The organism is Cryobacterium algoricola, assembly GCF_004402485.1.
GTDB lineage: Bacteria > Actinomycetota > Actinomycetes > Actinomycetales > Microbacteriaceae > Cryobacterium > Cryobacterium algoricola.
In genome coordinates, this window is the sequence record NZ_SOFG01000024.1 from 152,380 (window position 1) to 178,212 (window position 25,833).

Annotated in this window: 25 protein-coding genes; 18 read left to right on the top strand and 7 right to left on the bottom strand. The window is 68.8% G+C overall.

Annotated features, from left to right (window positions below):
• The 4 genes from E3O44_RS17785 (at position 1) to E3O44_RS17800 (ending at position 4,829) form a co-directional block, all read left to right on the top strand.
• Positions 1 to 993 (top strand): ABC transporter permease, encoded by a 993-nt coding sequence (locus tag E3O44_RS17785; protein WP_134536289.1) that lies wholly within the window; start codon positions 1 to 3, stop codon positions 991 to 993.
• Complete coding sequence (locus tag E3O44_RS17790) at positions 990 to 1,901, top strand: ABC transporter permease (RefSeq protein ID WP_134536291.1); 912 nt, start codon at positions 990 to 992, stop codon at positions 1,899 to 1,901. Before E3O44_RS17785 ends, E3O44_RS17790 begins: the two co-directional genes overlap by 4 nt.
• On the top strand, positions 1,898 to 3,670 hold the full coding sequence (locus E3O44_RS17795) for an ABC transporter ATP-binding protein (RefSeq protein ID WP_134536292.1): 1,773 nt from the start codon (positions 1,898 to 1,900) through the stop codon (positions 3,668 to 3,670). The genes E3O44_RS17790 and E3O44_RS17795 overlap by 4 nt, the downstream gene beginning before the upstream one ends.
• A 64-nt stretch (positions 3,671 to 3,734) precedes the next feature.
• Positions 3,735 to 4,829 (top strand): peptidase C39 family protein, encoded by a 1,095-nt coding sequence (locus E3O44_RS17800; protein WP_134536294.1) that lies wholly within the window; start codon positions 3,735 to 3,737, stop codon positions 4,827 to 4,829.
• 6 nt (positions 4,830 to 4,835) lie between these two features.
• Here the strand turns inward: E3O44_RS17800 and E3O44_RS17805 are convergent, their stop codons facing one another.
• On the bottom strand, positions 4,836 to 5,447 hold the full coding sequence (locus tag E3O44_RS17805; protein ID WP_166792714.1) for a helix-turn-helix domain-containing protein: 612 nt from the start codon (positions 5,445 to 5,447) through the stop codon (positions 4,836 to 4,838).
• Between the two features lie 152 nt (positions 5,448 to 5,599).
• On the opposite strand from E3O44_RS17805, the gene E3O44_RS17810 reads away from it, so the two are divergent.
• From E3O44_RS17810 to E3O44_RS17825, 4 genes are all read left to right on the top strand, one after another.
• A complete protein-coding gene (locus tag E3O44_RS17810) occupies positions 5,600 to 6,130 on the top strand; it encodes a hypothetical protein (RefSeq protein ID WP_134536298.1) in 531 nt (176 codons plus the stop codon).
• 14 nt (positions 6,131 to 6,144) lie between these two features.
• Positions 6,145 to 6,675, top strand: coding sequence for a PadR family transcriptional regulator (locus E3O44_RS17815; RefSeq protein WP_134536300.1), 531 nt, complete (start codon positions 6,145 to 6,147; stop codon positions 6,673 to 6,675).
• Positions 6,665 to 8,095 (top strand): DHA2 family efflux MFS transporter permease subunit, encoded by a 1,431-nt coding sequence (locus E3O44_RS17820; protein WP_134536302.1) that lies wholly within the window; start codon positions 6,665 to 6,667, stop codon positions 8,093 to 8,095. The genes E3O44_RS17815 and E3O44_RS17820 overlap by 11 nt, the downstream gene beginning before the upstream one ends.
• Positions 8,096 to 8,537: 442 nt before the next feature.
• On the top strand, positions 8,538 to 10,253 hold the full coding sequence (locus tag E3O44_RS17825) for an HNH endonuclease signature motif containing protein (RefSeq protein ID WP_134536304.1): 1,716 nt from the start codon (positions 8,538 to 8,540) through the stop codon (positions 10,251 to 10,253).
• On the opposite strand, the gene E3O44_RS17830 is transcribed toward E3O44_RS17825, so the two are convergent.
• The 3 genes from E3O44_RS17830 to E3O44_RS17840 form a co-directional block, all read right to left on the bottom strand.
• On the bottom strand, positions 10,240 to 11,142 hold the full coding sequence (locus tag E3O44_RS17830) for a formylglycine-generating enzyme family protein (RefSeq protein WP_134536564.1): 903 nt from the start codon (positions 11,140 to 11,142) through the stop codon (positions 10,240 to 10,242). The genes E3O44_RS17825 and E3O44_RS17830 overlap by 14 nt on opposite strands.
• A 44-nt stretch (positions 11,143 to 11,186) precedes the next feature.
• Positions 11,187 to 12,680: an arylsulfatase gene (locus tag E3O44_RS17835; RefSeq protein ID WP_134536306.1), complete on the bottom strand. Its 1,494-nt coding sequence runs from the start codon at positions 12,678 to 12,680 to the stop codon at positions 11,187 to 11,189.
• Between the two features lie 98 nt (positions 12,681 to 12,778).
• A complete protein-coding gene (locus tag E3O44_RS17840; protein ID WP_134536308.1) occupies positions 12,779 to 13,759 on the bottom strand; it encodes a Gfo/Idh/MocA family protein in 981 nt (326 codons plus the stop codon).
• A gap of 147 nt (positions 13,760 to 13,906) precedes the next feature.
• Between E3O44_RS17840 and E3O44_RS17845 the strand changes: the two genes are divergently transcribed.
• The gene (locus E3O44_RS17845) at positions 13,907 to 14,809 is read left to right on the top strand and encodes a shikimate dehydrogenase family protein (RefSeq protein ID WP_134536310.1); all 903 of its coding nucleotides are present in this window, start codon (positions 13,907 to 13,909) and stop codon (positions 14,807 to 14,809) included.
• On the top strand, positions 14,806 to 15,585 hold the full coding sequence (gene aroD / locus E3O44_RS17850; RefSeq protein ID WP_241976416.1) for a type I 3-dehydroquinate dehydratase: 780 nt from the start codon (positions 14,806 to 14,808) through the stop codon (positions 15,583 to 15,585). Before E3O44_RS17845 ends, aroD begins: the two co-directional genes overlap by 4 nt.
• 19 nt (positions 15,586 to 15,604) lie before the next feature.
• Here the strand turns inward: aroD and E3O44_RS17855 are convergent, their stop codons facing one another.
• Positions 15,605 to 15,841 (bottom strand): hypothetical protein, encoded by a 237-nt coding sequence (locus E3O44_RS17855; protein WP_134536311.1) that lies wholly within the window; start codon positions 15,839 to 15,841, stop codon positions 15,605 to 15,607.
• A gap of 516 nt (positions 15,842 to 16,357) precedes the next feature.
• On the opposite strand from E3O44_RS17855, the gene E3O44_RS17860 reads away from it, so the two are divergent.
• The 5 genes from E3O44_RS17860 to E3O44_RS17880 all read left to right on the top strand — a co-directional run bounded on the left by E3O44_RS17860 (position 16,358) and on the right by E3O44_RS17880 (position 21,997).
• On the top strand, positions 16,358 to 17,485 hold the full coding sequence (locus E3O44_RS17860; RefSeq protein ID WP_134536313.1) for an LLM class flavin-dependent oxidoreductase: 1,128 nt from the start codon (positions 16,358 to 16,360) through the stop codon (positions 17,483 to 17,485).
• Positions 17,486 to 17,487: 2 nt separating this feature from the next.
• Positions 17,488 to 18,123 carry a CE1759 family FMN reductase gene (locus E3O44_RS17865; protein ID WP_134536315.1) on the top strand — a complete coding sequence of 212 codons (636 nt, stop codon included), beginning with the start codon at positions 17,488 to 17,490 and terminating at the stop codon, positions 18,121 to 18,123.
• Between the two features lie 24 nt (positions 18,124 to 18,147).
• A complete protein-coding gene (locus tag E3O44_RS17870; RefSeq protein WP_134536317.1) occupies positions 18,148 to 18,891 on the top strand; it encodes a maleylpyruvate isomerase family mycothiol-dependent enzyme in 744 nt (247 codons plus the stop codon).
• A 51-nt stretch (positions 18,892 to 18,942) separates the two neighbouring features.
• Entirely contained in the window at positions 18,943 to 19,245 is a 303-nt protein-coding gene (locus E3O44_RS17875) for a hypothetical protein (RefSeq protein WP_134536319.1), read from the top strand.
• A gap of 169 nt (positions 19,246 to 19,414) precedes the next feature.
• Complete coding sequence (locus E3O44_RS17880) at positions 19,415 to 21,997, top strand: ATP-dependent Clp protease ATP-binding subunit (RefSeq protein WP_134536321.1); 2,583 nt, start codon at positions 19,415 to 19,417, stop codon at positions 21,995 to 21,997.
• Positions 21,998 to 22,039: 42 nt separating this feature from the next.
• On the opposite strand, the gene E3O44_RS17885 is transcribed toward E3O44_RS17880, so the two are convergent.
• Positions 22,040 to 22,366 carry a hypothetical protein gene (locus tag E3O44_RS17885; RefSeq protein ID WP_134536323.1) on the bottom strand — a complete coding sequence of 109 codons (327 nt, stop codon included), beginning with the start codon at positions 22,364 to 22,366 and terminating at the stop codon, positions 22,040 to 22,042.
• A gap of 109 nt (positions 22,367 to 22,475) precedes the next feature.
• On the opposite strand from E3O44_RS17885, the gene E3O44_RS17890 reads away from it, so the two are divergent.
• Together E3O44_RS17890 and E3O44_RS17895 are read left to right on the top strand one after the other, a co-directional pair.
• Positions 22,476 to 23,447: an aldo/keto reductase gene (locus tag E3O44_RS17890; protein ID WP_134536325.1), complete on the top strand. Its 972-nt coding sequence runs from the start codon at positions 22,476 to 22,478 to the stop codon at positions 23,445 to 23,447.
• A gap of 86 nt (positions 23,448 to 23,533) precedes the next feature.
• The gene (locus tag E3O44_RS17895) at positions 23,534 to 24,388 is read left to right on the top strand and encodes an aldo/keto reductase (protein ID WP_134536568.1); all 855 of its coding nucleotides are present in this window, start codon (positions 23,534 to 23,536) and stop codon (positions 24,386 to 24,388) included.
• Here the strand turns inward: E3O44_RS17895 and E3O44_RS17900 are convergent.
• On the bottom strand, positions 24,357 to 25,268 hold the full coding sequence (locus tag E3O44_RS17900; protein WP_134536327.1) for a LysR family transcriptional regulator: 912 nt from the start codon (positions 25,266 to 25,268) through the stop codon (positions 24,357 to 24,359). The genes E3O44_RS17895 and E3O44_RS17900 overlap by 32 nt on opposite strands.
• 142 nt (positions 25,269 to 25,410) lie before the next feature.
• Here E3O44_RS17900 and E3O44_RS17905 point away from each other — a divergent pair, with 142 nt between their 5' ends.
• On the top strand, positions 25,411 to 25,833 hold the full coding sequence (locus tag E3O44_RS17905) for a VOC family protein (protein ID WP_134536329.1): 423 nt from the start codon (positions 25,411 to 25,413) through the stop codon (positions 25,831 to 25,833).

Consider the following 25,833-nt stretch of genomic DNA (forward strand, 5'->3'; position numbering starts at 1 on the left):
ATGGCCGACGTTGTCACGCGACGTCGGCGCCCGGCCGGCGTCCTGCTCTCCGCCAGGACGCCGGCCCTCCGGGGCCTCGGGATCATCGCGATTCTCCTGGTGCTCTCCTTCCTGATCTTCTCGCTCGTGTACCTCGCCCCCGGCGACATCGTCAAGAACCTGCTCGGCCCGAAGAACACCTCACCGGAGGCGATCGCGGCTGTGCGGGCCCAATACCATCTCGATGACCCGTTCCTGGTGCAGTACTGGAACTGGCTGAGCCGGGCGGTCACGGGCGACTTCGGCACGTCCACCCGCAACCAGGAGAGCGTCAGCGCGGTGATCGGCGGGCGAGCAGGGACGACCCTCGCGCTCTGCGGACTCTCCTTCGTGCTCGCCGTCGGCACGGCCATTCCCCTCGGAATCCTGAGCGCGACGCGGTCGGGAGGTCGCCTCGACCGGACGATCTCGGCTTGGTCCGTCGTCGGACTGAGCGCCCCGGCGTTTGCGGTCAGCCTGCTGTTGCTTTACGCCTTCTCCTTCTACCTGCCGCTGTTCCCCGGGTTCGGCGGCGGTGACTCGCCGCTCGACAGCCTCTATCACCTCGTCCTGCCGGCCCTCGCCCTCGCCATCGGGCTTGGGGCGATCCTCGTCAAGCTCACCCGCACGGCCCTCCTGCGCGAGCTGAACTCCGACTACGTCGTGTTCGCCCGGGCGAGGGGGCTGAGTCCCAGACGGGTGACCCGGATCGCCCTGCGGAACGCGTCCATCCCCATCGTGACCGGGGCGGGGCTGACCCTGAGCTACCTGGTCGGCGGCACCATTCTCGTCGAGACGACCTTCGCATTGCCCGGCCTCGGCACGCTCCTGCAGAGCTCCGTGCTCTTCAAGGACGTCGCCGTCGTGCAGGCCCTGGCGCTCCTCGTCGCGGTGCTGATCGCCGTGATAGCCCTGCTCACCGACCTCAGCTATGCCCTGCTCGATCCGCGGGTCCGTCTGGCGGGCAACCGATGAGCGCGGCACCGATGCTCACCCGGGCCGCCCGGCCCGCGTTCGCCATCGTCCTGTCGCTCGGCGTCCTCGGCCTCGTGCTCCTCGCTGTCCTCTTCGGCAACCTGCTGCTCCCGGATGCGACCGGACAGGACATCCTGCACAGCCTGCTCCCTCCGTTCAGCCCCGGCCATCTCCTCGGCACCGACGAACTCGGCCGCGACATTCTGGCCCTCGCCGTCGCGGGGACGGCATCCGCTGTCGTCGGCCCCGCGTGCATCGCGGTCGGATCGATGGCCCTCGGCGTCGTTCTCGGCTCCGTCGCCGGCTTCCACCGGGGTGCGCTCGATTTCGCCATCGGACGGTGGACCGACCTGCTGATGGCGCTGCCCGTGATCCTGATGGCGATCGTCGTCGCCGGGATCTTCGGCAGCGGGTACTGGGTCACCGTGCTTCTGCTGATCACCCTGTTCTCGCCGTCGGACATCCGGGTGGTGCGTTCCGGCGTCATCGAACAGTCCTCACGCCCGTACGTCGAAGCCGCACGGATGCTCGGGCTCAGCTCCCCGCGGATCATGTTCCGGCACATCCTGCCCAACGTCTCCTCCCTCGTCGTGACCAACTGCGTACTCAACATGGCGATCGCCCTCGTCGCGCTGTCCTCGCTCTCCTTCCTCGGACTCGGGGTGCCGGCCAACGCGGCGGACTGGGGCCGCCAGCTCGCCGACGGGCGCAGCCTGCTCGGCGAGAATCCTGCAGCGGTGCTCACTCCCGCGATCCTGATCATTGCCGTCGCCTGCTCGATCAACATCCTCGGCGACTGGCTCGGTGCCGGCCGGCGTGGTGCCGGTCCGCCCAGTACCGCCCGGCTCAGCACGCGTCGGCCCAGCGTGCGTCGGCTCAGCGCCGGCCGGAAGGGAACGGCCGCATGACCGACACCACGGGAATACGAACCGCAACCGGGAGGACGGGACTCGATATCGTGGTGCGCGGAGCGGGCGTCACCGGCCCCGCAGGCCCGATCGTGTCCGGCGTTGACCTCCGGATCGGTGCTGGCCGCACCCTCGCCGTGGTGGGGGAGTCCGGTTCGGGCAAGTCCCTCACCGCCCAGGCATTGAGCGGACTGCTTGCCCCGGGACTCTCCGCATCCGGATCGGTGTCCTTTGGCGACCTGTCCGTGGACTTGGCCGCGCCGGAAAGCGTCTGGCGGCCGTTCCGCGGCTCGACGGTCGCGCTCCTGCTCCAAGACCCGTTCACGAGTCTGAGCCCGGTACATCGCTGCGGCGCCCAGATCGCCGAGACCCTCCGAGCCCACTCCGCGGGGAGGGGTCTGACTGGGCGAAAGCTCCGCGAGGCCGTTGCCGAGCGCCTCGCCGAAGTGAACCTGCCCGCACACGTGGCCCGGCAGTATCCGTCCGAACTCTCCGGCGGCATGCGGCAGCGCGTCGCCATCGCGTGTGCGATCGCCGCAGACCCGCTCCTGCTCATCGCCGACGAACCGACAACGGCACTCGACGCGTCGACCCAGGGGGAGGTGCTCGACCTGCTCGCCCGGCTGCAGGCCGACCGGGGCATGGCCTTGCTGCTGATCTCCCACGACCTCAATCTCGTGCGGGGACGCGCCGATTCCGTCGCTGTGATGTACGCGGGCGGCATCGTCGAGGAGGGTCCGGCCGCCGAGGTGCTGACGACTCCCGCGCATCCGTACACCTCGGCCCTGCGCGCGTCGAACCTGTCGCTCGAGGTGCGCTCCGCCCGGCTGCCGACGATCGCCGGCACGGTACCGCGGCCGGGCGAGATCCTGGCCGGATGCCGGTTCGCGCCGCGGTGCGCTCTCGCCACGGCCGAGTGCCGAACCGTGCCCGTGCCACTGGAGGAGATCCGGTCCGACTGGAGCCTCGCCTGCATCCACTCGACCGGACCGCTGCCGGTGCCCCCGGTGCCGGAGGTGCTCGAGGCTCCGGGGGAGACCGGGGGAGAAGCGCTGTTGAGCGTCACGGGGCTCACGAAGACCTACGGGCACCGCGCCGCCGTCGAGGACGCGAGCATCGTCATCGGCCGAGGCGAATCCGTCGGAATCGTCGGAGAGTCCGGCTCGGGCAAGACCACCCTCGCGCGCTGCATCGCGGGCCTGGCCGAAGCGGATGCCGGCGAGATCCGCTTCCGGGGCGCCCGGCTGTCCGCGGGCCTGCGCGGCCGCGACCCGCTGCTTATCCAGGTGGTGTTTCAGGACCCGTATTCGGTGCTCAACCCTGCGATGACCGTGGGGCAGACCCTCCTCGAAGCCCTCGGCGTCGCCCGGCGTCCCGCTGCGGATCTCGAGGCGCTGCTCGCCGACGTGGGACTGACACCCGATTATCGCGGCAAACGGCCGCGTGACCTCTCCGGCGGACAACGACAGCGGGTAGCGATCGCCCGGGCGCTTGCGCTTCGCCCCGAACTGCTGATCTGCGACGAGTCCGTCTCCGCCCTCGACGTGTCGGTGCAGGCTCAGGTCCTCAATCTGCTGACGGACCTCAGGGAACGCTACGGGATGACGATCCTGTTCATCTCCCACGACCTCGCCGTGGTGCGCCACATCACCGACCGCGTGTACGTGATGAATGAGGGTCGGATCGTCGAATCCGGGGCGGGCAGGGACGTCCTTGTCGATCCCCAGCACGAGTACACCCGGAAGCTCGTCACGGCGGCTCGGACGTGACCCGGCCACCACGTCTTCCCGACGGCCAGCCCCTCGACCAGCGCAACCGAAAGCGACGACACCCATGACCCAATCCCTCGAGTGGCTCGCCCCGACCGGTACCGGCCTTCCGGGTGACGTGGCGATGATCCTCACCGCCGACCAGCGGGAGCGCTGGACCATTGACCGTTCGTTCTACAGTCCTGAGATCGTCACCCTCCGGGAGGCGGGCCAGGACAGCGTCGAGGCCGCGGCCCTGCTCTCGTCGAGGCCGCACACGGCCGCAGTGAAGATCGTCGACGTCGTCGCCGCAGCAGGTCTGTCCGAGGCCGCCGCCCACGCTGCCGTCCTGCGGCTCGTCACGGCGATCCAGGCGACGGCGCGCTCCCGAGGTCTCGCCTCGGTGAGGTGGGAGGCCCATCCCGGCGCCGCAGACCCCGGCTCCTTCGGGTTCCAGTCGCTTCCCGCTCCGCGGCCGTCCGGTCCGGGCACCGCCGGGCCGGACGGTTTTGTCTGGTGGTCGCAGGACTGGCCGCACCGGGAACTGGACTACTACCGGCAGACCACGAACTACACCTGCGGCGCCGTCGCGGCCCTCGTCGCGCAGCCCTTCGACGTCTTCTCGGGAACCGAGCCGGACATCCGCCGCGCCGAACTGGCCTTCTGGCGTCAGGCGACGAACTTTCCCGCCTGCGAGCCGGTCGGGCTCGCGGTCGCCATCCACGGCCGGCTGTCCGAGCGCGAGGGCGTCGGTGCGGCAGACGGCCTCGAGGTCTACCTGGACGCCAAGGGTCCCGTGCTCCTCGAGTGGGAGCCGGAGGGCCACGGCCGCGCCCTGCGCGCGGAATTGCAGCAGATCTCCCGCGCGGACGCCGAGGCGCTAGGGCTCCCCATCCTCCCGGGGCGACTCGGGATCGATGAGCTGACGGATGCCGTCGGTCGGGGCCGTCTGGCCCTCCTGCTGGTCGATGAGACCCTGATGCACGGGGACCCTGAGCCGCACTGGGTCGTCGCCCACACCACTCGCGACGGAATCTTCCTGATCCAGGATCCCTGGGTCGACGCGGACCACGGCGAGAGCTGGGTCGACGCCCACGACCTGCCGGTCCCCGCCGCCGCTCTCGATCGCATGATGAACTGGGGCGACCCCGGCTACCGGGGAGTCATCCTGTATCCCTGAGCCGACTCAGGCGTCCGGCGACCAATCATTCGGCAGGGACACGATCGTGAGGATCTCGGCCGTCTCCTCGATCGCCCGGTAGGCGTGCGCGCCCGCACCCGAGAAGCGCACCGCGTCGCCGGTGCCGAGGGTGACGGTCCAGTCCTCCGCGCTGACGTCGACCCGGCCGGAAACGACGAACGCGTACTCGATCGAACTGCTTCCGTGCGACGCGCGAGGACTTTCCTCCTCTGCCGAGATCCGGCCGATGCTGACGTCGAATCGCCGGGGTTCGCTGCTCTCGAACAGGGTGTGCACGACGGTGCTGGCGTTGCTCGCCGCCACGATCGGGCCGTGGCCGGCCCGGATCACGAGCGGCCGTGCCTCATCCCTCCGGGTCAGCTCCGAGAAGGACACCTTGAGAGCGCTCGCGATCCGGGAGAGTGCGTCGAGGGTGGGGTTTGCCGTCGCCCGCTCGATCTGCGAGAGCAGGGCGGCACTCAGACCGGTGAGCTCTGCGAGGTCGCGCAGGGTGAGCGACTGGGCGGCCCGCCGCCGCCGGACCGTCTCGGCGATGGTGGAACGGATGTCGTCCGCCGGCGTGGGCGCAACGTCGTGGAATGCAGGCTGCGGCGTCATAGCCCTATCCTGCCGTACCGGGCGGCCGGGCATGCAGGTCCGGGCGGCAGTGTCAAGCCCCTGTCGCCGCCGAGGGCAGTACGTATGGTGGAAAGACGCACACTGACGTGCGCGCGAATCCCGCGGTTCGCGAGCTCAGCAAGGACAGCGCCATGACCACACTCCACCCCACTCATCTTCCGCAGCGCGGGCAGCAGCCGGGAGCCGACGGTCGTTCGGCGCTGCTCCTCGCCGATGCTCTGCGATTCGCAAAGAATGCGTGTGCAGGCAGGCACGACGAGTCGGGGGAGGCGGCCATCGAGCATCCGCTGCGCGTCATGGCCACACTCCACGGTGACGACGAGAAGGTCGTCGCCCTCTTGCACGACACCTGTGCGGCGTCGGGCACTGGGCTGGTCGGCCTCGCCGGACTACGCGGCTTCGTGCCCAACCGGCTGTTGATGGCCGTCACGGCGCTCGGACACGGTTTCGAGGAAGCGGATGACGTCTGCTTCCGGTTCCTGCTGGCCGACCCGATCGCGCTCGCGGTGAAGCTCGCCTGCATCGGCGACCTCACCGACCCGGTGCGGCTCGCCGGACTCGACCCGTTCACCCGGCGGCGGCGCGAAACCGCGGCCACGACCGCCGCACGCGGACTCGGGACGACCGTGGCCGCGATCCGGATGTCGTTCACTATGACATAGGTCATAATGGACGGATGATCTTCGACATCATCGTCCTGAGTGCCCTGCGCTCAAGCCCCGCCCACGGCTACGAACTGAAACGCCGCGTGCAGCGGCCGAGCTTCGCGGCGCTGAGCAATAACTCGCTCTACCCGGCCCTGCATCGCTTCGAGAAGTCGGGGGCCGTCACGCACGCCGTCACCGCTCAGGACGGACGTCCCTCCCGCAAGGTCTATACGATCACCGAGCTCGGGCGCGGCCTGTTCCACGACCTCATCTCGACCCTGCCTGCCGCGCTCGCGGGCAACGAAGAGGAATTCCTGATCCGGCTCGGCTTCTTCGACGAGGTGTCCTCGGGGGACCGCGCCGCCATCCTGGCAGCGCGCGCGGCGGCCCTTGACGAGAAGATCGCGCAGGTCGGCGCCCTCGTCGAGACCCGGCCGGAGCGGGACGGAACGGACTGGCCGAGCGTGAGCATGGAACACCTGTTGTCGACACTGCACCATGAGCGGGACTGGGTCACCGGCCTGATGAATGACGAAGAAATCACCGTCCATGTCGACTGAAACCGCCCCGCATTCCGCTGCCGGCCCCGATCGGGCCCGCCTCGGCGCCGTCGCCCGGTACGGTCTCCTGGTCGGGCCGCTCCTCAGCATGATCGACTCGAGCATCGTCAACGTCGCCGTTCCGGACATCGGCCGGGAACTCAACGCGCCGCTTGACGAGGTGCAGTGGGTCGTCAGCGGGTACCTGCTGGCCCTGGGCGTCGCCCTCGCGGTCACGGCGTACGCGGCCAAGCGATTCGGCACCATGCGGGTCTACACGATCAGCATGATCCTCTTCGTACTCGTTTCCGCGGCGTGCGCCGTCGCGCCGGACATCGGCTCCCTCATCGCCTTCCGGGCCGTGCAGGGCTTCGTCGGAGCGCCGCTCGTGCCGCTTGCTCTCAGCATCCTTCTCGGCAAGGACGGCATCGGCGGCGGCAAGATCCCGATCTCCGCCGCGCTTACGCTCTTCCTCGCGCCCGCGCTCGGGCCGACCCTCGGCGGCCTCCTGATCGGTGCAGGCGGGTGGCGCTGGATCTTCCTGGTCAACGTGCCGGTCGGCATCGTCGGTCTGCTCCTGCTGCTGCGGGTGCCCAAGCACCTGGGCGCCCCGGCGAACGCCTCGATCCGGTTCGACCCTGTCGGTTTCACCCTGCTCGCCGCCGGCCTCACCGGCGCGCTCTTCGGCGCGACCGAGGGTTCCGCGCAGGGCTGGGACGAAGCGATCTCGTACTTGCCGCTCGGAATCGGGATCGTCTTGTTGGTGCTCTACGCCTTTTGGGCGCTGCACCGCCCGAACCCGGCGGTCAATGTGCAGATGTTCCGGCACCGGAACTCCGCCATCGCCCTCGTCCTGCAGGTGCTCTGTTCCGTGGTCGCCTTCGGCACCGTGTTCCTCCTGCCCGTCTTCACGCAGTCCGTGCAGGGGTACTCTGCCATCGCGACGGGACTCGCCCTCCTTCCTCAGGGCATCATCATGGGCGTCGGCACCTATGCGGGTCAGAAGCTCTCCGGGCGAGTGTCGCTCCGGGTGCTCGTCGTGTCCGGATTCCTGATCCTCGCGGGGTCAAGCGTGTTCCTGCTCTTCCTCGAGCAGGGCACACCGCTCTGGGTGACCGCGCTGATCCTGTCCGGGCGCGCCGTTGCGATCGGCTTCGTGACGACGCCGTTGCTCATCGCAATGCTCGCACCGCTCCGTGAGGACGAACTGGCCGACGGCAACACCCTGTTCAACATCACCCAGAGGCTCGGTGGGTCGATCGGCGTGAGCATCCTCGGGTCGATCGTGGCCGGGGGAGCGACCCTCGAAGCGACCATCGACGCTTTCCACTTCGTCGGAGCCATCCTGATCGGGCTCGCTCTGATCGGGGCGGCCCTGGCACTCTGGCTGAGCCAGGGCAAAGACACGCCCGTGCCGCTCGTCAGCACCGTCGCCGAATAGCGGAGTACGCACGATTTGAGGGGACACTCCACGCAACGGGGTATTTCTCCGACTGTGATGAGTGCACCGGGTGGACGCCACCGAGAATACGACCCTGTGGATTGTGGGGGGAGGGATCGCGTGCACGAGCATCCACATCCTCGAACAGCTGGGCGTGGACGGCGGATCACTCGACGGCGCCGCCTCACCACTCGCCGCCGTTGCCTGGGTATCCCACGGCCGGCACGGGCCCGGCGAGTGTGTCGAATTCAGGAGATTCGTTGGATCGGGTGGGATCGGCCGCACTGGTCCGCGAGCCGGTGTTGCCCGCTCGGGCGGATTTCCTGAGTTAGCAACCACGCGTGCAGGAGTACTCGTCTTCGGGTGTGAAACTCGGGATGATCAGCACAAAATTATATGAATAAGTCTCGCATTCGTGTTCGATTCGGGGTAGAATCGGGGTATGGCAGGAGCTTCGGATCCACAGTCACACACCCCGCAGACACCCGGTTCCGGGGCCGCGGGAGATCAGCCCACCATGGCGGGCCCCGCATCCACCGAACCGTCGGCCGAATCCTCGGACGGGCAAGCCGAGTCGGCCCATCCTGTTGCGGTTGCTGAGGGTTTCGAGGGTGCGGAGGGGCTGGCCGGGTTGGTGCCGTCGGTTCATGCGGATGCTGTCGCCCGGCTCGCCGAGGCGCAGGCGGCTCTCGCAGATGCTCTGGCGGCGATCCCGGTGGGACTGCTCAGCGACACCGAAGCGGTGAAGGCGCTCAGCACGGTGGAGGCGATCGGGCGGACGGTGGATGCGGCCCGGGTGAATACGGCCACGGATGTGGATCGGCGGGCGCGGGTGCTCGGCCGGGATGGGTTGGCGTGGAAGATGGGCTGCAAAGGTCCTTGGGACGTCCTCACCCGGGTGACGAGGGTGTCGGCCCGAGAGGTCAAGCGACGCACGAAGCTCGGGGACGCGGTGTTGCCGCGGCCGTGCGGTGGGAGCAGTTGGTTGCCGCCGTTGTTTCCGACGGTTGGTGCCGCGCTGGCCGCGGGGGAGATCGGGGTGGAGACGGCGGAGCTGATCGTGACGGGGCTTCAGACGATCAGCCACCGGGTCGCCCCGGATGACCTCCTCACGGCGGAGCGGGCCCTGGTCGCCACGGCGGCGGGGCGGATCACACCGGAGACCGAGGATTTGGCCGGCGCGGGGGTCCCGGCGGCCACGGACCTGATCCGGGGGATGGTGCTGCAGTGGCAGGCGGCCCTGGACCCCGACGGCGTGCTGCCGCAGGAGGACGTGTTCGAGGCGAAGTCGAACATCGGCTTCGGCCAACTCAAGAACGGGCTCTACCCGGTGAAGGGTGGGGTGACGCCGGAACTGTTCGGGATGATGAACACCCTCTTCGACGCGTTCCTGAGCTTCCATGCGCGGCCCGCGTTTCCCACCGAGGAGGAACAGGCGCTGATGGATTCGGGTCAGATGATCCCCGGCGCCGAGACCGCGGGCGACGCCGACAGTGGCGCCGGCACGGGCCCGGAGCTGGACGTGATCGAAGCGGAGCTGCGGGAACGCCGCCAGGACACCCGCACCAGCGGGGAGAAGCGCGCCGACATCCTCCGGGCCCTGATCGAGCACGCGGCCCGGGACGAGGACACCCCGTCGATGGGCGGGTCGGCGCCGACGGTGATGGTGCACGTGAACGCCGCGGACCTCGACTCCGGGGTCGGGGTCGGGTGGATCGACGGGGTCGAAGCCCCCGTGTCGCTGAAGACGGTGCACCAGCGCATCTGTGACGGTGGCTTCCAAGGGGTGTTGTTCGGGGCGAATAACCAAGTGCTCAAGCTGGGCCCGGAGCGACGGTACTTCAACCGGGCCCAACGCCGGGCGATCACCGCCCGGGATGGTGGCTGCATCATCCCCGGCTGCAAGGCCCCGGCGCACTGGGCCGAAGTGCACCACGTGAAGCCCTGGGCGAAAGACGGACCCACGAATGTCGACAACGGGGTCCTCCTGTGCTGGTTCCATCACCACACCATCGACACCTCAGGGTGGGAGATCCGGATGGTGAAGGGATCACCCCAGGTGAGAGCTCCCGGGCTGATCGATCCGCAGCGACTCTGGCGGCCACCGAACCGGCACCGCGCCCATCAGGTCCTGACCGGACCGCCTAACCGCGACTGACAGCGGCTGCGCAGCGGAAGCCCACATGGCTCATGCCCGTGTCGATCGGTTGCGGGCGACGGGCCGCAGGGCGGTACCGCAGGCAATAGCTGTCCGCGCACAGGAACGACCCGCCCTTGACGACCTTGCGCGGCACGGCGAACTGGGGCTGGGCCGGATCGAGGCTTCCCTCCGGGGTACAGCAGCCCGACTCGGAATCAGCCTCCCCTTCGGGACGACGACGCGGCGCGTACCAGTCGTCCGTCCACTCCCAGACGTTGCCGGCCATGTCGAGGAGGCCGAAGCCGTTGGCCGGGAAAGAACCGACGGGGCGCGTGCGGCCGTAGCCCGGATCGGCGCGCCAGGGGAATGCACCGTGCCAGTAGTTGGCGAGACGTTCGCCGCCCGACTCCGGCCGGTCGCCCCAGACGAATTCGGCGTGGTCGAGTCCGCCACGGGCCGCATACTCCCATTCGGCCTCGGTGGGCAGACGCTTGCCGGCCCAGGCGGCGTAGGCCGCGGCATCCTCGTGGGCGACCTGCACGACCGGATGCTCGCCGCGCCCCTCGACGGAAGACCCAGGGCCCTCCGGCCGGCTCCAGCACGCGCCGGCGACCCACGCCCACCACTGGCTCAGGTGGCGCAGGTCGACCGGACCGGGAGTGCCGGTGAACACCATCGACCCCGGCACGAGGTTATCGGCGGGTGCGCCGGGGTAGTCGGCGGGATCGAGCGGCCGTTCGGCGACCGTGCGGTACCCGGTCTCCGCCACGAAGCGCGCGAACGCCGCGTTCGAAACGGCGGTCCGGTCGATCAGGAAGGCGTCGACGCGCACCCGGTGTGCGGGCGCCTCCTCCGGGTAGTGGTCGTCGGAACCGGCCACGAACGTGCCGCCGGGCAACGCACACATCCCGGGCGGCGCATCCGCGACCACCGATTCAGCAGCAGATTCGCTCACCGACTCCCGATCCCGGACTGCAGTTTCGCCATCACCTGGCTGATCGTGAAACTCGACGGCGTCTGCGAGGGCGGGAACTCCAGGAGCGACTGCACCATCCGCGCGACGAAGGCCTGGGCGGGCACGAGAGTCCAGGCGTGGTCGAGTAGCCAGTCGAAGTAGGTGTTCGACGTGGTGTCGGCACGTTCGTACGGGTCGGTTCGCAGGTTGAAGATCTTGGGCACCCTCAGCTCCGTGTACGGCTCCATCCAGACCTGCAGAGTGCCCCGGGCACGCTGTTCCATGAAGACGAACTTCCAGTTGTCCCAGCGCAGAGCCGTGAGGTCGCCGTCGTCGGAGACATAGAAGAAGTACTGGCGCGGGCTCTCCGCGGCCTCCCCGGTGAGATAGTCGAGCTGGTTGAAGCCGTCGAGCCACACCTTGTATGGGCGGCCGTCCAGCTCGGTCCCCGCCTTGAGCCGGTCGGCGATGTCGGTGTCGCCTGCTGCCGCGAGCAGGGTCACGAACCAGTCGTTGTGGCTCATTATCCCGTTCAGCACCCGGTCGCCGGGGATCGTACCCGGCCAGCGCACCAGGGCGGGCACCCGGTATGCTCCCTCCCAGTTCGAATTCTTCTCGTTCCGGAACGGCGTCATGCCCGCATCCGGCCAGCTGTTCATGTGCGGGCCGTTGTCCGTGCTGTAGATGACGATCGTGTCCTCGGCGACTCCGAGGTCGTCGAGCGCGTCGAGGAGCTGCCCGACGACCTGGTCGTGGTCGATCATCGTGTCGTGGTACTCCGACTGCCACCGCCCGGCCTGGCCCCTGCTCCCCGGTTTGCCGTGCGTGCGGAAGTGCATGTGGGTCGTGTTGAACCAGACGAAGAACGGGGTCTCGGATTCCTTCGCCTCACCGATGAACCGGAGGGCCTCGACGGTGACCTCGTCGTCGATGGTCTCCATCCGCTTCTTCGTCAGCGGCCCGGTGTCTTCGATCCGGCCGTCGGCCCAGCTGTGCAACACCCCACGCGGCCCGAAACGCTTCCGGAAATCCGGGAATTCCTCGGGGGAGGGGTAGTCGAAGAGTTCGGGTTCCTCCTCCGCGTTCAGGTGGTACAGGTTGCCGAAGAACTCGTCGAAGCCGTGGTTGGTCGGCAGGAACTCGTCTTTGTCGCCCAGGTGGTTCTTGCCGAATTGTCCGGTGGTGTACCCCTGCTCCTTCAGTGCGGTCGCGATCGTCGGGTCTCCCGGACGCAGTCCCAGGTCGGCTCCCGGCATCCCGACCTTGGTGAGTCCGGTCCGGTACGGGTTCTGTCCGCAGATGAACGCGGCCCGCCCGGCCGTGCAGCTCTGCTCACCGTAAAAATCGGTGAAGCGCACGCCCTCGTCCGCGATCCGGTCGATGTTCGGAGTGCGGTACCCCATCACGCCATCGCTGTAACAGCTCAGATTCGAAATGCCGATGTCATCGCCCCAGATCACGAGGATGTTGGGCTTCCGGTCTGCGCTCATGGACTCTCCCGACGACGGTGGCGGTCTCGTGCTCTGGCGGAGTGATCCTGCCGCCGTTCGTCCGGTTTGTCCACCCCGAAAGGGGGAGGCGGGAGGCACTACCCGATGAGGCGCTCGATCCCGGCCGCGGCGTAGATGGCATCGATCGCCGTCATATTCCCGAGGGAATCGTCCCCCTCCGTGAGGAGCGGCTCGCCGCTCGCGAGGCCGCGCACGACCGCATCGAGCTGATGATCGTAGGTCTCGTTGCCGCGCACGGTGAGCGAGCTCTCGATTCCCCGGCGTACCTCGCGGATGCTGTGGCCGCGGGACGGGAAGACCATGTTGTCGACGTGCACGCTGCCCTCGGTCCCGACGATGTCGAACGAGGTGTTCAGGGGAGTACCCGCGATCATGCTCGACGAGATCCGGGCGGTGACCCCGGAGGGGAACAGGAGCGCGGCATCCATGCTCATGTCGGCCCCCAGCGGGTTCAGGGTCGCGACGGCGCTCGTGACGAGGGGCTCCTCGCCCGTGAGCGCTCGCACCCAGTGCAGCGGGTAACACCCGAGGTCCATCAGCGAGCCACCGCCGAGGGCCGGGATGTGCCGGAGCGACGTCGGGTCGAAGGGATTGCTGCCGGAGAATTCACCGCGCAACGACACGAGCTCGCCGAGCCGGCCGGAGGCGACGATGGCGTCGAGCTCGAGGCTGAGCGGGTGGTACCGGTCGTGGAACGCTTCGATGAGACGCCGGCCGGTCTCGGTGGCCGCCCGGCGCATCCGCCCGGCCTGGGCGGCGTTCATCGCGAAGGGCTTCTCGCACAGAACATCCTTGCCGGCCTCGAGTGCGGCAATCGACCACTCGGCGTGCTCGGAGGGCGGCAGCGCGACGTAGACGAGGTCGATCTCCGGGTCCGCCAGGAGTGCGCGGTAGTCGCCATAGGAGCGCTCGATGCCGTGTTCCAGCGCATAGGCGGCGGCAGCGGATGCCCGGCGCGAGGCCACCGCACCGATCACGACATCGGTGCGTCGCCGCGCCGGCCGGATGATCGCGGACGGTGCGATGCCGGCGGCACCGAGGATTCCGATTCTGAGCATCAGCGCACCGACCCACGGGCCGCGGCACTGCGACGACTATTTGTTGCGTTTAGGGACATATTCGGGACACTACCATTGAGCAGCGGCCTGCCGCATCTCACTTGACGCTGCCGCTACATCTGTCGAAGAATCGAATCGGAGGGACTCGTGCCTGAACCCGTTTCCCCGGCCGGCCGCCGCCGCCTCGCGGTGCTGGGGTCTCCCATCGGGCACTCCCGCTCGCCGGTGCTGCACACGACGGCATACGCCCTGCTCGGGCTCCCGTTCGACTATTCCCGGGCCGAGGTCCGCACGGGTGAGCTGACCGCGTGGCTCGCCTCCCTCGACGACAGCTGGCTCGGGCTCAGCCTCACCATGCCGCTCAAGCGCGAGGTCGTCCCGCTGCTCGACACGACGTCGCCGCTCGTCGACGAGCTCGGCGTGGCGAACACCGTGCTGTTCACGACTGACACCGGCCGGCGCCGGATGCACGGTTTCAACACCGACGTCGACGGCATCGTCCGCACGGTGTCGACCCTCGAATCGCCCTCCTCTGTCGTGATCCTCGGCGGCGGTGCGACGGCGACCTCGGCGCTCTACGCGGCGCACCAGCTCGGCGCGGGGGAGGTCACGGTCTACCTGCGGGACCCCGCCAGGGCCGCCGACCTGTCGGCGCTCGGCGACCGGCTAGACGTCCCCGTCCTGATCCGGCGGCTCGGCGAACTCGACGTGGCCGTCCCGCATCCCTTCGTGATCAGCACCCTGCCGGGCGGGGTCGCGGACGACCTCGACCTGCGGCCGCTGGACGCCGGTTCCGTGCTCTTCGACGTCGCATACGACCCGTGGCCGAGCCCACTCGCCGAGGGCTGGAGTGCCGCGGGCGGCATCGTGTTCAGCGGACTCGACATGCTCGTCGAACAGGCGATCAGCCAGGTGCGCATCTTCACCGGCGGAGTGCAGGACGAGCCCCTGCCCGGTGAGGCGGGCATCCGTGCCGCCATGCGCGCCGCGGTCGGTCTTCCGGCGACCAACGCTCCGGGGCACGCTCCGGCGGGCGGCGAGGTCTCGTGACCGGCGCGGTAGCGCGGCCCGTAGTGCGGATGCGCTCCGTCGTTCTCGGCGAGGGCAGGCCGCAGATCTGTGTTCCCCTCGTCGGGGCCACGATCGCCGAACTCGCTGCGGCCGCGTCCGCGCTCGTCGCGGGGGACTACGACCTCGTCGAGCTGCGGATCGACTTCTTCTCCGGCTGGGACACGCCGTCGGCGGTCCGGGAGGCGATCGCCGTCGTGCGTGCGGCTCTCCCTGAGGCGGTCCCGGTGCTCTTCACCTTCCGCACCAAGCGGGAAGGCGGGCAGGCGGACATCCGCCCGGACGCATACGCCGAGTTGCTCGGGCTGGCGATCGCAGCCGGCGTCGATGCGATCGACGTCGAGCTCTTCACCGAGCGGGCGTGCCTGCTCGGCCTCGTGACCGCGGCCCACGAGGCGGGTGTCGTCGTCGTGATGTCCTCGCACGACTTCGAGTCCACGCCGCCGCGGGCCGAGATCCTGGCGCGCCTCACGGAGCAGCAGCAACTCGGGGCGGATGTCCTCAAGGTCGCGGTCATGCCGTCACACCCGCGTGATGTCCTCACCCTGATGGACGCGACCGCCGAGTTCGTCGCCGAGCACGCCCGGCGCCCGGTGATCACGATGTCCATGGGGGGACTGGGCGTGGTGTCGAGGCTGTCCGGGGAGACCTTCGGTTCCTGCGTCACCTTCGGTTCTGCCGGGGCGTCGAGCGCCCCGGGCCAGATCGAGGCCCGCGAGTTGCGGGCGGTCCTGGACCTGGTGCACGGAGCCCAGTGAGCGGGCCGGCCGCTCCTCGCTAGACCGCGGAGTCGTCGAGCTCGAGGGTCGATTCGCGTTCGCGGAAAATGTTCAGCTGGCGACGCCGGTACTCGGAGAACATGCTGCCCACGTCCGACGGCTCCAGGGTCTGGGCGTGCTCGGTCTCATCGGCGTGCTTCAGGTGCTCGGTGTATTCGGCGTTCTCGTGTTCGACGTTCGTGACGTTCTCGGTGATTTCGGACTGCTGCGGCAGGTCGAAGGATTCGTGGTTCATGGGGATACCCAATTCTTTCTCTGGGGTGAGTGTGGGGGAACTGCGACGGCGGCGGGCGAACCGGGGTCCCGGGCAGTGGTGCCGGGGGTCCGGGTGGCGCTTTCAGCGCGTGGTGGTAGCCGATACGCGGCGCAGTGGATGATGACGTGAAGCGACGTGAAGCGACGTGAGGCGTGGCCTGGAGTCGTTCCCGCATCGGGGGTCCTTCCGTGATGAAGCGGTTTCTCGGGTGCGGCAGCGCGGTGGGTAACCGAACGGCCGACGGGGATCCTGCAGCACTTCATCGGGCGGAGGAGCTTTGCAGGAACGTTATGTGATTCATGGCGAGATGTCAACGGTCGCGAATCGAGGATTCGTGAGATATTTCTGACTGCCGCGAGTTCTCCGGCGAGGTCGTCGGTGTGCGGGAACGAGTGCGGGAATAGGAAAGCCCCGATCGCGGTTGGGTACGACATGCATGCAAATGCATTGAAATTTCGTGTGAGAATGTGCAGTGAACACTCAGAGAGGCTGACCATGCAATTCGGAATCTTTTCGGTCGGAGACCTGACAACCGACCCCACCACCGGCCGCACCCCGACCGAGCAGGAGCGCATCAAGGCGATCCTGACGATCGCCCAGAAGGTCGAGGAAGTCGGCCTCGACGTCTTTGCCACCGGTGAGCATCACAACCCGCCCTTCGTGCCTTCGAGCCCGACCACCATGCTCGGCTACATCGCCGCCAAGACCGAACGCATCGTCCTCTCCACGGCGACGACCCTGATCACGACGAGTGACCCGGTCAAAATCGCCGAAGATTTCGCGATGCTGCAGCACATCGCCGACGGCAGGGTCGACCTGACCCTCGGCCGCGGCAACACCGGCCCGGTCTACCCGTGGTTCGGCCAGGACATCCGTCAGGGCATTCCGCTCGCGCTCGAGAACTACGCACTGCTGCGCCGGCTCTGGACCGAGGAATTCGTGGACTGGGAGGGGCAGTTCCGCACCCCGCTCCAGGGTTTCCAGTCGACGCCCCGTCCCCTCGACGGCGTCGCGCCGTTCGTCTGGCACGGCAGCATCCGCACCCCCGAGATCGCCGAGCAGGCCGCGTTCTACGGCGACGGCTTCTTCGCCAACCACATCTTCTGGCCGGCTTCGCACACCGCGAAAATGGTCGGCTTCTACCGTCAGCGCTTCGAGCACTACGGCCACGGCACCGCAGAGCAGGCGATCGTCGGCCTCGGCGGACAGGTCTTCATGCGCAAGAACTCGCAGGACGCCGTGCGGGAGTTCCGCCCGTACTTCGACAACGCCCCCGTGTACGGTCACGGCCCGAGTCTCGAGGAGTTCACCTCGCAGACGCCGCTCACCGTCGGCAGCCCGCAGGAGGTCATCGACCGCACCCTCGGTTTCCGCGACTACGTGGGCGACTACCAGCGCCAGCTGTTCCTGATGGATCACGCCGGACTGCCGCTCAAGACCGTTCTCGAACAGCTCGACCTGCTCGGCGAAGAGGTCGTACCCGTGCTGCGCCGTGAGTTCGCGAAGAACCGCCCGGCAACGGTTCCGGATGCCCCCACCCACGCGTCGCTCGTCGCTGCGGCTGCCGCGGCCGCCGCAGCTCCCGACGGCGCACCCGTCGCCTCTCCGATCGCGGTGTCCTAGACATGGCCGAACGCACCCGGACCATCGCTGTCGTCACCGCGGGCCTCAGCCAGCCGTCCTCGACGAGGATGCTCGCCGACCGTCTCGCTCAGGCGACCTCCGCCCGACTGGCCGAGAAAGGCATCCCCACCGAGGTCAAGATCTTCGAACTGCGCGATGTCGCCCTCGACGTGATGAACAACATGCTCACCGGGTTCCCGAGCCCGAAGCTCGACGCGGTGATCGAAGCCGTGACCGGCGCGGACGGGCTCATCGCCGTCACGCCGATCTTCACGACCAGCGCGAGCGGACTGTTCAAGTCGTTCTTCGACGTCATCGACAACCGGTCGCTGACCGATATGCCGACGGTCATCGCGGCGACGGCCGGCACCGCACGCCACTCCCTGGCCCTCGACTACGCCATCCGCCCGATGTTCACCTACCTGCACGCCGTCGTCGCCACCACGGCGGTGTTCGCCGCCGCTGAGGACTGGGGCAGCGGTGCAGACACGGTCAAGACGCTGCCCGACCGCATCGACAGGGCGGCCGGGGAGCTTGCCGCGCTCATCGCCGCGTCCGACCGGTCGGATTCCGTGCGCGACCCGTTCACGATCGACGCGTCGTTCAGTCCGACCGGAGGCTTCCAGCCGTCGATCTGATCCGTTCCCTGCGAGAATGGCAGCATGCCCGCACCCACCGCTCTCCCCGCTGACCCCGAGCTGCTTGCCCAGCTTCTGCTCGCCCGTCGCGCGACCGCATTCTTCGCGCACGAGCTCAACGGGCTGTCGAACGTCGACCTCGACGGGGACTCGCTGTTGCCGGGCTGGAGCCGTCGCCACGTGATCGCGCACGTCGCGTACAACGCGAGGGGAATCGTCCGGCTCGTGACCTGGGCGCGCACCGACGTGGAAACGCCGATGTACGCCTCGAATGCGGCGCGCGACAGCGACATCGCCGCCGGGGCCGAGCTCGACCGTGAGGCCCTGCGCACTCTCTTCGACGTTGCGACCATCCAGCTCGACGCAGCGTGGCGCCGGCTCACCCCGGAGACGTGGAGCCACCCGGTCCGGACTCCGAGTGGCCGGGAGATTCCCGTGTCCGAGACCGTGTGGATGCGCAACCAGGAACTCTGGGTGCACACGATCGACCTCGCGACCGGCGCCGCCTTCGACGACGTGCCGGTCGAGGTGCTCGACCGGCTGCTCACCGAGATCACCGCCGCCTGGGCGGCGCGGGGCGACGGGGCAGACCTGGTGCTCTCGGTCACCGGAGCCCACCCCGAGCGCAGGTTCGGTGACCTCCGGTCCGCGGATCCCGTCGTGGTGTCCGGCAGCCTCGCTGCACTCGTGCAGTGGGCGACCGGGCGGGGCGGTTCCGGAGTGAGCTCGAGCACAGGGTCCCCGGCCGACCCGCCGCGGTGGCTCTGAGCTGGACTGGGCCGCGTGGCAGACTGGTAGTCGAAACAACGGGGGCAGACAGTGGACGATCCGCGCGCGAACATGCAGGACAACCGACTGGTCGCACTCGGGGCGCCCCACGCCGACTGGACGAAGACACCCGGGCGCACGCTCGGATTCTGGCTCACCCTCGCCGGGTTCGCCCTCGCGATTGTGCTCCCGTTCTGGGGAGTGATCGCCGTCCTGGTCGGGCTCGCATTTTCGATGCGTGCGATCAGGGTCATGCCCGCCGGCGTCCCCGGTCGCGGCCTGGTGCTCGCATCACTGGGTATCGCGGCGGCGACCCTGCTGCTCTCGGTGGCCCGCGGCATCCTCGGGGTGTGACGTCTGGACGTGTCCGGGGCGGGCGTGTCCGGCCTGCCCGCCGGCATCGGTGATCGCTCCGTTCGCCGACCGCGTAACCGGCGATTTCCCAGGATGGGAAGGGAATGAAACCCACGGCCTGACGTTGGGTTGAGTCAGTAGCACTCAAGTTTCAACACCAGGAGGTCTCGTGCCTACATTCTTCGGTCCAGCGGATTCCGGCAACGGTTCGTTCGACGAGTTCATCGCCCGCTACCTGCAGGGCCAGCAAGGCGCCGCACCCGCGGGTCGCCCGATCGACATCACCCGGCTGCTCAGCCGCCGCACCCACGAGGTGCTCGCCGAGGCGGCCCAGTACGCGGTCGACCACGGGCACTCCCACGTCGACGTGCTGCACATCCTTCGGGTCCTCGTCCTGCGCGAACCGGCCGCCCAAGCGCTCCGGAATGCCGGAGCAGACCCCGCCGCGCTCGCCCTGGCCGCAGACCAGCGCCTGCCGGAGCGCTCCGCCCCGACGGGGGACACGACGCCGGGCCTCACGCCATCCGCCCAGCGCGCTCTGCTCGACGCCCACCAGATCGCCCGCGCCTTCGGGTCGACGTACATCGACCCCGAACATCTCTTCTTCGCCTTCGTGGTGAACGAGGACTCCCCGGCCGGACAGATCCTCGCTGCGGCCGGCGTGACCCAGGAGTCCCTGCAGGCCGGCGCACGCGAGCCGCAGGATGCTGCGACGACCCAGGCCGCTGCCCCGGCATCCGCATCTGAGACGCCCATGCTCGACACCTACGGCACCGACCTCACGGCCCTGGCCCGCGACGGCAAGCTCGACCCCGTGATCGGCCGTGCCGACGAGATCGAACAGACGATCGAGATCCTCTCCCGCCGCACCAAGAACAACCCCGTGCTGATCGGCGAGGCCGGAGTCGGCAAGACCGCCGTCGTCGAGGGGCTCGCGCAGGCCATCGTCGCGGGAACCGTTCCCGAGCAGCTGCGCGGCAAGCGCGTCGTGGCACTCGACCTCGCGGCGATGGTCGCGGGAACCCGGTACCGCGGCGACTTCGAGGAACGCCTCGGCAAGACCATGGATGAGATCAGCGCCCACAGCGGCGAGCTCCTCATCTTCATCGACGAACTGCACACCGTCGTCGGCGCCGGTGGATCCGGCGACGGCGGCATGGACGCCGGGAACATCCTCAAGCCCCGGCTCGCGCGCGGTGAACTGCACGTCATCGGCGCGACGACGCTCAAGGAGTACCGCAAGGTCGAGAAGGACCCGGCGCTCGAACGCCGCTTCCAGACCGTGCGGGTCGGCGAGCCGAGCATCGACGACGCGGTCAGCATCCTCGCGGGGCTGCGCGGCCGTTACGAAGAGCACCACGGCGTCCGGTACACCGACGAGGCGCTGCGTGCCGCCGTCGAGCTCTCCTCCCGTTACGTGTCCGACCGGTTCCTGCCTGACAAGGCCATCGACCTGATCGACCAGGCCGGTGCCAGGCTCCGCCTGACCCTCGGTTCCCTGCCCGACCGTGCGGCCCTCGAGGCCCTGCGTGCGCGCGTGGTGACCCTCGAGGAGGCCAAGAGCGCCGCGGTCCTCACCGAACAGTACGAAGAGGCCTCCCGCCTTCGGGACGAGATCGAGACGGTGCAGTCACAGCTGGAGCGCGAGGACGACCCCGCACAGGCCGTCGCCGCGGAAGCCGTCGTCGGAGAGGCCGAGATCGCCGGCGTGATCGCCCGCGCGACGGGCATCCCCGTCGCCCGGCTCACCGCGGACGACCGCTCCCGCCTCGGCCTGCTCGAGGCCGAGCTGCACGAACGAGTCGTCGGCCAGGACGACGCCGTCGAACTCATCGCCAAGGCCGTGCGCCGCAATCGCACCGGCATGAACGATGCAGGCCGGCCCGTCGGGAGCTTCCTGTTCCTCGGGCCGACGGGCGTCGGCAAGACCGAGCTCGCCAAGGCCCTCGCCGGATCGCTTTTCGGCGACGAGCACGCGATGGTGCGCTTCGACATGAGCGAGTTCGGCGAACGCCACACCGTGAGCCGGCTCGTCGGGTCCCCTCCCGGCTACGTCGGCTACGACGAGGCCGGGCAGCTGACCGAGCGCGTACGCAGGAACCCGTACTCCGTGATCCTGCTCGACGAGATCGAGAAGGCCCACCCCGACGTGTTCAACCTGCTGTTGCAGGTTCTGGACGACGGCCGCCTGACCGACGGCCAGGGTCGCACCGTCGACTTCCGGAACACGGTCATCATCATGACCTCCAACCTCGGCTCGGAGTTCCTCGCCAGCCGGAGCGGCGCCCTGGGCTTCACCGCCCAGATCGATGGCGGTGCCGACAACGGCTTTGGCTCGGAGAAGGCTCTTCGTGACCGGGTGATGGGCAAGCTCCGCGAGGCCATGCGTCCGGAGTTCCTGAACCGGCTCGACGAGATCGTGCTGTTCCGCAAGCTCGACGCGCCGCAGCTGCATGACATCGTGCGGATGCTGCTCGGCGGGACGCGCACCCGGCTCGCCGCCCAAGGCCTCGGCCTCACGGTGAGCGAAGACGCGATCGACTGGATCGCCACGCGGGGGTACGAACCCGAGTACGGTGCCCGGCCGCTGCGCCGCGTGATCCAGCGTGAGCTCGACGACAAGATCGCCGACCTCCTCGTCGGATCGGCGCTGCTGGGGAGCACGGGTGTCGAGGTCTCGGTGGCGGACGGCGCTCTCGTCGTGGCCGCCGCGGCGGCCGCGCCTGGTCAGGCACTGCCTCTCGCCGCCTAGGACTCGCCGCAGGACTCGTCGCAGGATCGCCGCCAGGGTACTTCAGTCCCTGGCGGCGATCCCTGCGGCGATCTCCGCGGCGATTTCGGCCTCGGAGCGGGCATTGAACACACCCCACATGATGTGCGTCGGGCCGCTGCCGTCGCTTCCCGGGGCCGCCGCCCGCGCGGTCCACTTGTTTGCGAGGGCCGCGCGACCGAGGTCCCGGAGGGAGTCGGCGATCCTGGTCTTCCTGAGCTTTCCGGCGACGACACTCCCGTCCTCCGCGAGCCGCCAGCCGCGATCGCTCGCGAGCACCTGGCCGATCTCCTCTTCGGTGAGCCAGCGCGAAAAACTGCGACCGGGCGGGTCGATGGTGGTGAGTTTCATGCTCGAAACTGTACCCAGCTTTCCGGGCGCGCGATTGAGAACCCGGACTGGTCAATCGCAGTACTGAAGGCTGTTGGACACATCAGTGGTCGCGGAGGAGGCTGAAGTCATGGAATACACACACCTCGGTCGCTCTGGTCTATCCGTGTCCCGGCTGTGCCTCGGCACCATGAACTTCGGGCCTCTCACCCCGGAACCGGAAGCGCACTCGATCATGGATTCGGCGCTGGCCTCCGGAATCAACTACTTCGACACCGCGAACGTCTACGGCGGCGCGCACGGCCCCGGCGCAACCGAGTCCCTCGTCGGTCGGTGGTTCGCCGGCGGCGGTGAGCGCAGGGAACGCACCGTGCTCGCGACGAAGCTCTACGGCACGACCTCGGACTGGCCGAACAACGGGCGGCTCTCCGCCCTCAACATCCGCCGCGCGCTCGACGCGAGCCTCCGGCGGCTGGAGACCGACTACATCGACATCTACCAGTTCCACCACATCGACAGGGAAACCCCCTGGGACGAGATCTGGCAGGCTATGGAAACGGCCGTGGCCCAGGGCAAGATCCTCTATGCGGGCAGCAGCAACTTCGCCGGCTGGCACATCGCGACGGCCCAGGCGGAAGCGCGGCGGCGCAACTTCACCGGACTCGTGAGCGAGCAGTCGATCTACAACCTCCTCACCCGGGACGTCGAGCTCGAAGTGCTCCCGGCGGCTCGGGCGAACGGGCTCGGCGTGATCGCCTGGTCCCCGCTGCAGGGCGGCCTCCTCGGGGGAGTGCTCGGCAAGGAGCGCGACGGTCGACGGCGCCTCGAGGGGCGATCCGCGGAGACGCTTGCCGCGCACCGCCCGGCCATCCAGGCGTTCGAGGACTTCGCCGCAGACCTGGGACACAAGCCGGGAGACGTGGCCCTGGCCTGGCTCCTGCACCAGCCGGGAGTGACGGCGCCGATCGTCGGGCCGCGCACCCAGGCCCAGCTCGACGACGGCCTCCGGGCGCTCGACGTCACCCTCGATGCCGCAGCCCTGGCCCGGCTCGATGAGATCTTCCCCGGGCACAAGCCCGCCCCCGAGGACTACGCCTGGTGACCACGCCCGAAACGAGTCCCGAACCTGCATCAGACACCGCCAGCCCCGACAACCGCTCTACGAAGGAAACCATGCCGACCCGAATGATGCCCACCCGAATGATCGCCGACCGCACCGTGAGCACGATCGGACTCGGCGGAATGCCGATGTCGATCGAAGGACGACCGGATGCGGCCAGGTCCGTCGCGACGATCCACGCCGCCCTCGACGAGGGCGTGACCCTGTTCGACACCGCCGACGCCTATCACCTGCACGCCGACGAGGTCGGCCACAACGAGACCCTCATCGCCGGGGCGATCGCGTCCTGGGGCGGAGACACGAGTGATGTGCTCGTCGCGACGAAGGGCGGGCACCTGCGCCCCGGCGACGGAACCTGGTACGTCGACGGCCGCCCGGAGTATCTCAAGAAGGCCGCGGAGGCGTCGCTCGCGCGTCTCGGCGGCGACGCGATCGGCCTCTACCAGTTCCACCGGCCGGACCCGGCGGTGCCGTACGCCGATTCCATCGGTGCGCTCGTCGAGCTCCTCGACGCAGGCACGATCCGCCTCGCCGGCATCTCCAACGCGAACGTCGATCAGATCCGGCTCGCGCAGGAGCTCCTCGGCGGACGCCTCGCGAGCGTGCAGAACCAGTTCTCGCCCGCATTCCGCAGCAGCGAGCCGGAGCTCGAGCTCTGCACCGAACTCGGAATCGCCTTCATCCCGTGGAGCCCGCTCGGTGGGATCTCCTCCGCGGCCCGGCTCGGTGAACGGTTCGCGCCGTTCCAGCAGGTCGCTGCGGACCGAGGCGTCAGCCCGCAGGTCGTCTGCCTGGCCTGGCACCTCGCGAAGTCGCCGGTGGTCATCCCGATTCCCGGCGCCTCCCGGCCGGAGAGCATCCGGGATTCGGTTCACGCCGCCGGCATCACCCTCACGTCTGAGGAACTGGCGTTGCTCGGCTGACCACCGCGGGCTGGCCTCCCGCGAGCTGGGTGAGGAAAGCCGTGGCGGCCGGGCTGGGCTCGTCCGCCACGGCGACCGCGACGGTCCAGGACGGCATCGGGTCCTCGATCTGGATGGCTCGCAGGAGGTCAGGACGCTTCGCAGCGAAACTCTCCGGCACGATCGCGACCCCGAGGTTGTAGCCGACGAGGTCGAGCAGCGGATGCACGTCGTTGACCTCGAGCGCCGCCCGGTAGTCGAACCCCGCGGCCGCGAAACCGCGTCGGGCGAGGACGTGTGCCCCCCAGCCCGCTGGGAAGCCGACGAGGGACTCGGCGTGCAGCGAAGCCAGGTCCACTGAGCCCCTGGCCGCGAACGGGTGATCGGGATGGCAGAGCACGATGAGCCGTTGGGTGCTGAGCTGACTGAGTCGGATACCGGGAGGCGGGTCTCCTGCCGAGACGATGAGGGCGACGTCCGTGCGGCCGTTCGCAACGCCCTCGCTGAGCTCGAGCGATCCGGCGTGCCGGAGACGCACGTCGACTCCGGGATGCGTCGTGCGGAAACGGGCGAGTTCACCCGGCAGGTCCACCGACCCCAGACACGGCTCTGCGCCGACCGTCAGGCGTCCCAGCATCAGGCCGCGCACGGCCGCAACGGCGTTCTGGGCGGCGGTGGCACTCGCGAGCGTGCGCAGGGCCTCGACGAGGAAGGCCTGGCCCGCGACCGAGAGCTCGACGCTGCGGGTGCTTCGGATGAACAAAGAAGTCCCGAGCTCGCCTTCGAGAGCCCGAACGGATGCCGACAGCCCGGATTGTGAAATCTGCAGGATATCGGCGGCTCGGGTGAAATGACGTTCTTCGGCGACGGTCACAAAATGTTCGAGCTGGCGAAGTTCCATTCAGCAAGGCTAGTGCGTCAGATGACACCATTCACAGCCGCGAGGAATAGATCACCGGCCTCGTCTTTTGGCGGTCAGAGGTCGATACTGGTCCGGAAGCGCGCGCCCGCTGGTGGGCACGCCCCGGTTTGGAGGCCTGACGATGACTTCGCTCAACCCCTATCTCTCCTTCCGCGATTCGGCCAGGGCGGCCATGGACCTGTACGAGTCGGTGTTCGGCGGAACGGTCACCCGCAGCACCTTCGCCGATTTCCACGCCAGTGAGGATCCCGCAGAGGGCGAGAAGATCATGCACTCCGCCCTGACAACGGACAGCGGGATGGTCCTGATGGCGGCGGATACCCCGAACAGCATGGAGCTGACACCGGGCAGCAATTTCTCGGTCTCGCTGAGCGGTGACGACGAGGCGGAACTGACGGGTTATTTCGAGAAGCTCTCCGCGGGAGGGACCGTGGTCCAGCCGCTCGCGAAGGCACCGTGGGGAGACAGCTTCGGAATGCTCGTGGACCCGTTCGGCGTGAACTGGCTGGTCAACATCGCCGGTCCGGGGAGTTCTCCCGCGTGA

Coding starts and splice junctions, on each gene's coding strand:
- E3O44_RS17785 (WP_134536289.1), top strand. CDS start 1: ATGGCCGACGTTGTCACGCGACGTCGGCGCCCGGCCGGCGTCCTGCTC.
- E3O44_RS17790 (WP_134536291.1), top strand. CDS start 990: ATGAGCGCGGCACCGATGCTCACCCGGGCCGCCCGGCCCGCGTTCGCC.
- E3O44_RS17795 (WP_134536292.1), top strand. CDS start 1,898: ATGACCGACACCACGGGAATACGAACCGCAACCGGGAGGACGGGACTC.
- E3O44_RS17800 (WP_134536294.1), top strand. CDS start 3,735: ATGACCCAATCCCTCGAGTGGCTCGCCCCGACCGGTACCGGCCTTCCG.
- E3O44_RS17805 (WP_166792714.1), bottom strand. CDS start 5,447: ATGACGCCGCAGCCTGCATTCCACGACGTTGCGCCCACGCCGGCGGAC.
- E3O44_RS17810 (WP_134536298.1), top strand. CDS start 5,600: ATGACCACACTCCACCCCACTCATCTTCCGCAGCGCGGGCAGCAGCCG.
- E3O44_RS17815 (WP_134536300.1), top strand. CDS start 6,145: ATGATCTTCGACATCATCGTCCTGAGTGCCCTGCGCTCAAGCCCCGCC.
- E3O44_RS17820 (WP_134536302.1), top strand. CDS start 6,665: ATGTCGACTGAAACCGCCCCGCATTCCGCTGCCGGCCCCGATCGGGCC.
- E3O44_RS17825 (WP_134536304.1), top strand. CDS start 8,538: ATGGCAGGAGCTTCGGATCCACAGTCACACACCCCGCAGACACCCGGT.
- E3O44_RS17830 (WP_134536564.1), bottom strand. CDS start 11,142: ATGTGTGCGTTGCCCGGCGGCACGTTCGTGGCCGGTTCCGACGACCAC.
- E3O44_RS17835 (WP_134536306.1), bottom strand. CDS start 12,680: ATGAGCGCAGACCGGAAGCCCAACATCCTCGTGATCTGGGGCGATGAC.
- E3O44_RS17840 (WP_134536308.1), bottom strand. CDS start 13,759: ATGCTCAGAATCGGAATCCTCGGTGCCGCCGGCATCGCACCGTCCGCG.
- E3O44_RS17855 (WP_134536311.1), bottom strand. CDS start 15,841: ATGAACCACGAATCCTTCGACCTGCCGCAGCAGTCCGAAATCACCGAG.
- E3O44_RS17860 (WP_134536313.1), top strand. CDS start 16,358: ATGCAATTCGGAATCTTTTCGGTCGGAGACCTGACAACCGACCCCACC.
- E3O44_RS17865 (WP_134536315.1), top strand. CDS start 17,488: ATGGCCGAACGCACCCGGACCATCGCTGTCGTCACCGCGGGCCTCAGC.
- E3O44_RS17870 (WP_134536317.1), top strand. CDS start 18,148: ATGCCCGCACCCACCGCTCTCCCCGCTGACCCCGAGCTGCTTGCCCAG.
- E3O44_RS17885 (WP_134536323.1), bottom strand. CDS start 22,366: ATGAAACTCACCACCATCGACCCGCCCGGTCGCAGTTTTTCGCGCTGG.
- E3O44_RS17890 (WP_134536325.1), top strand. CDS start 22,476: ATGGAATACACACACCTCGGTCGCTCTGGTCTATCCGTGTCCCGGCTG.
- E3O44_RS17895 (WP_134536568.1), top strand. CDS start 23,534: ATGCCCACCCGAATGATCGCCGACCGCACCGTGAGCACGATCGGACTC.
- E3O44_RS17900 (WP_134536327.1), bottom strand. CDS start 25,268: ATGGAACTTCGCCAGCTCGAACATTTTGTGACCGTCGCCGAAGAACGT.
- E3O44_RS17905 (WP_134536329.1), top strand. CDS start 25,411: ATGACTTCGCTCAACCCCTATCTCTCCTTCCGCGATTCGGCCAGGGCG.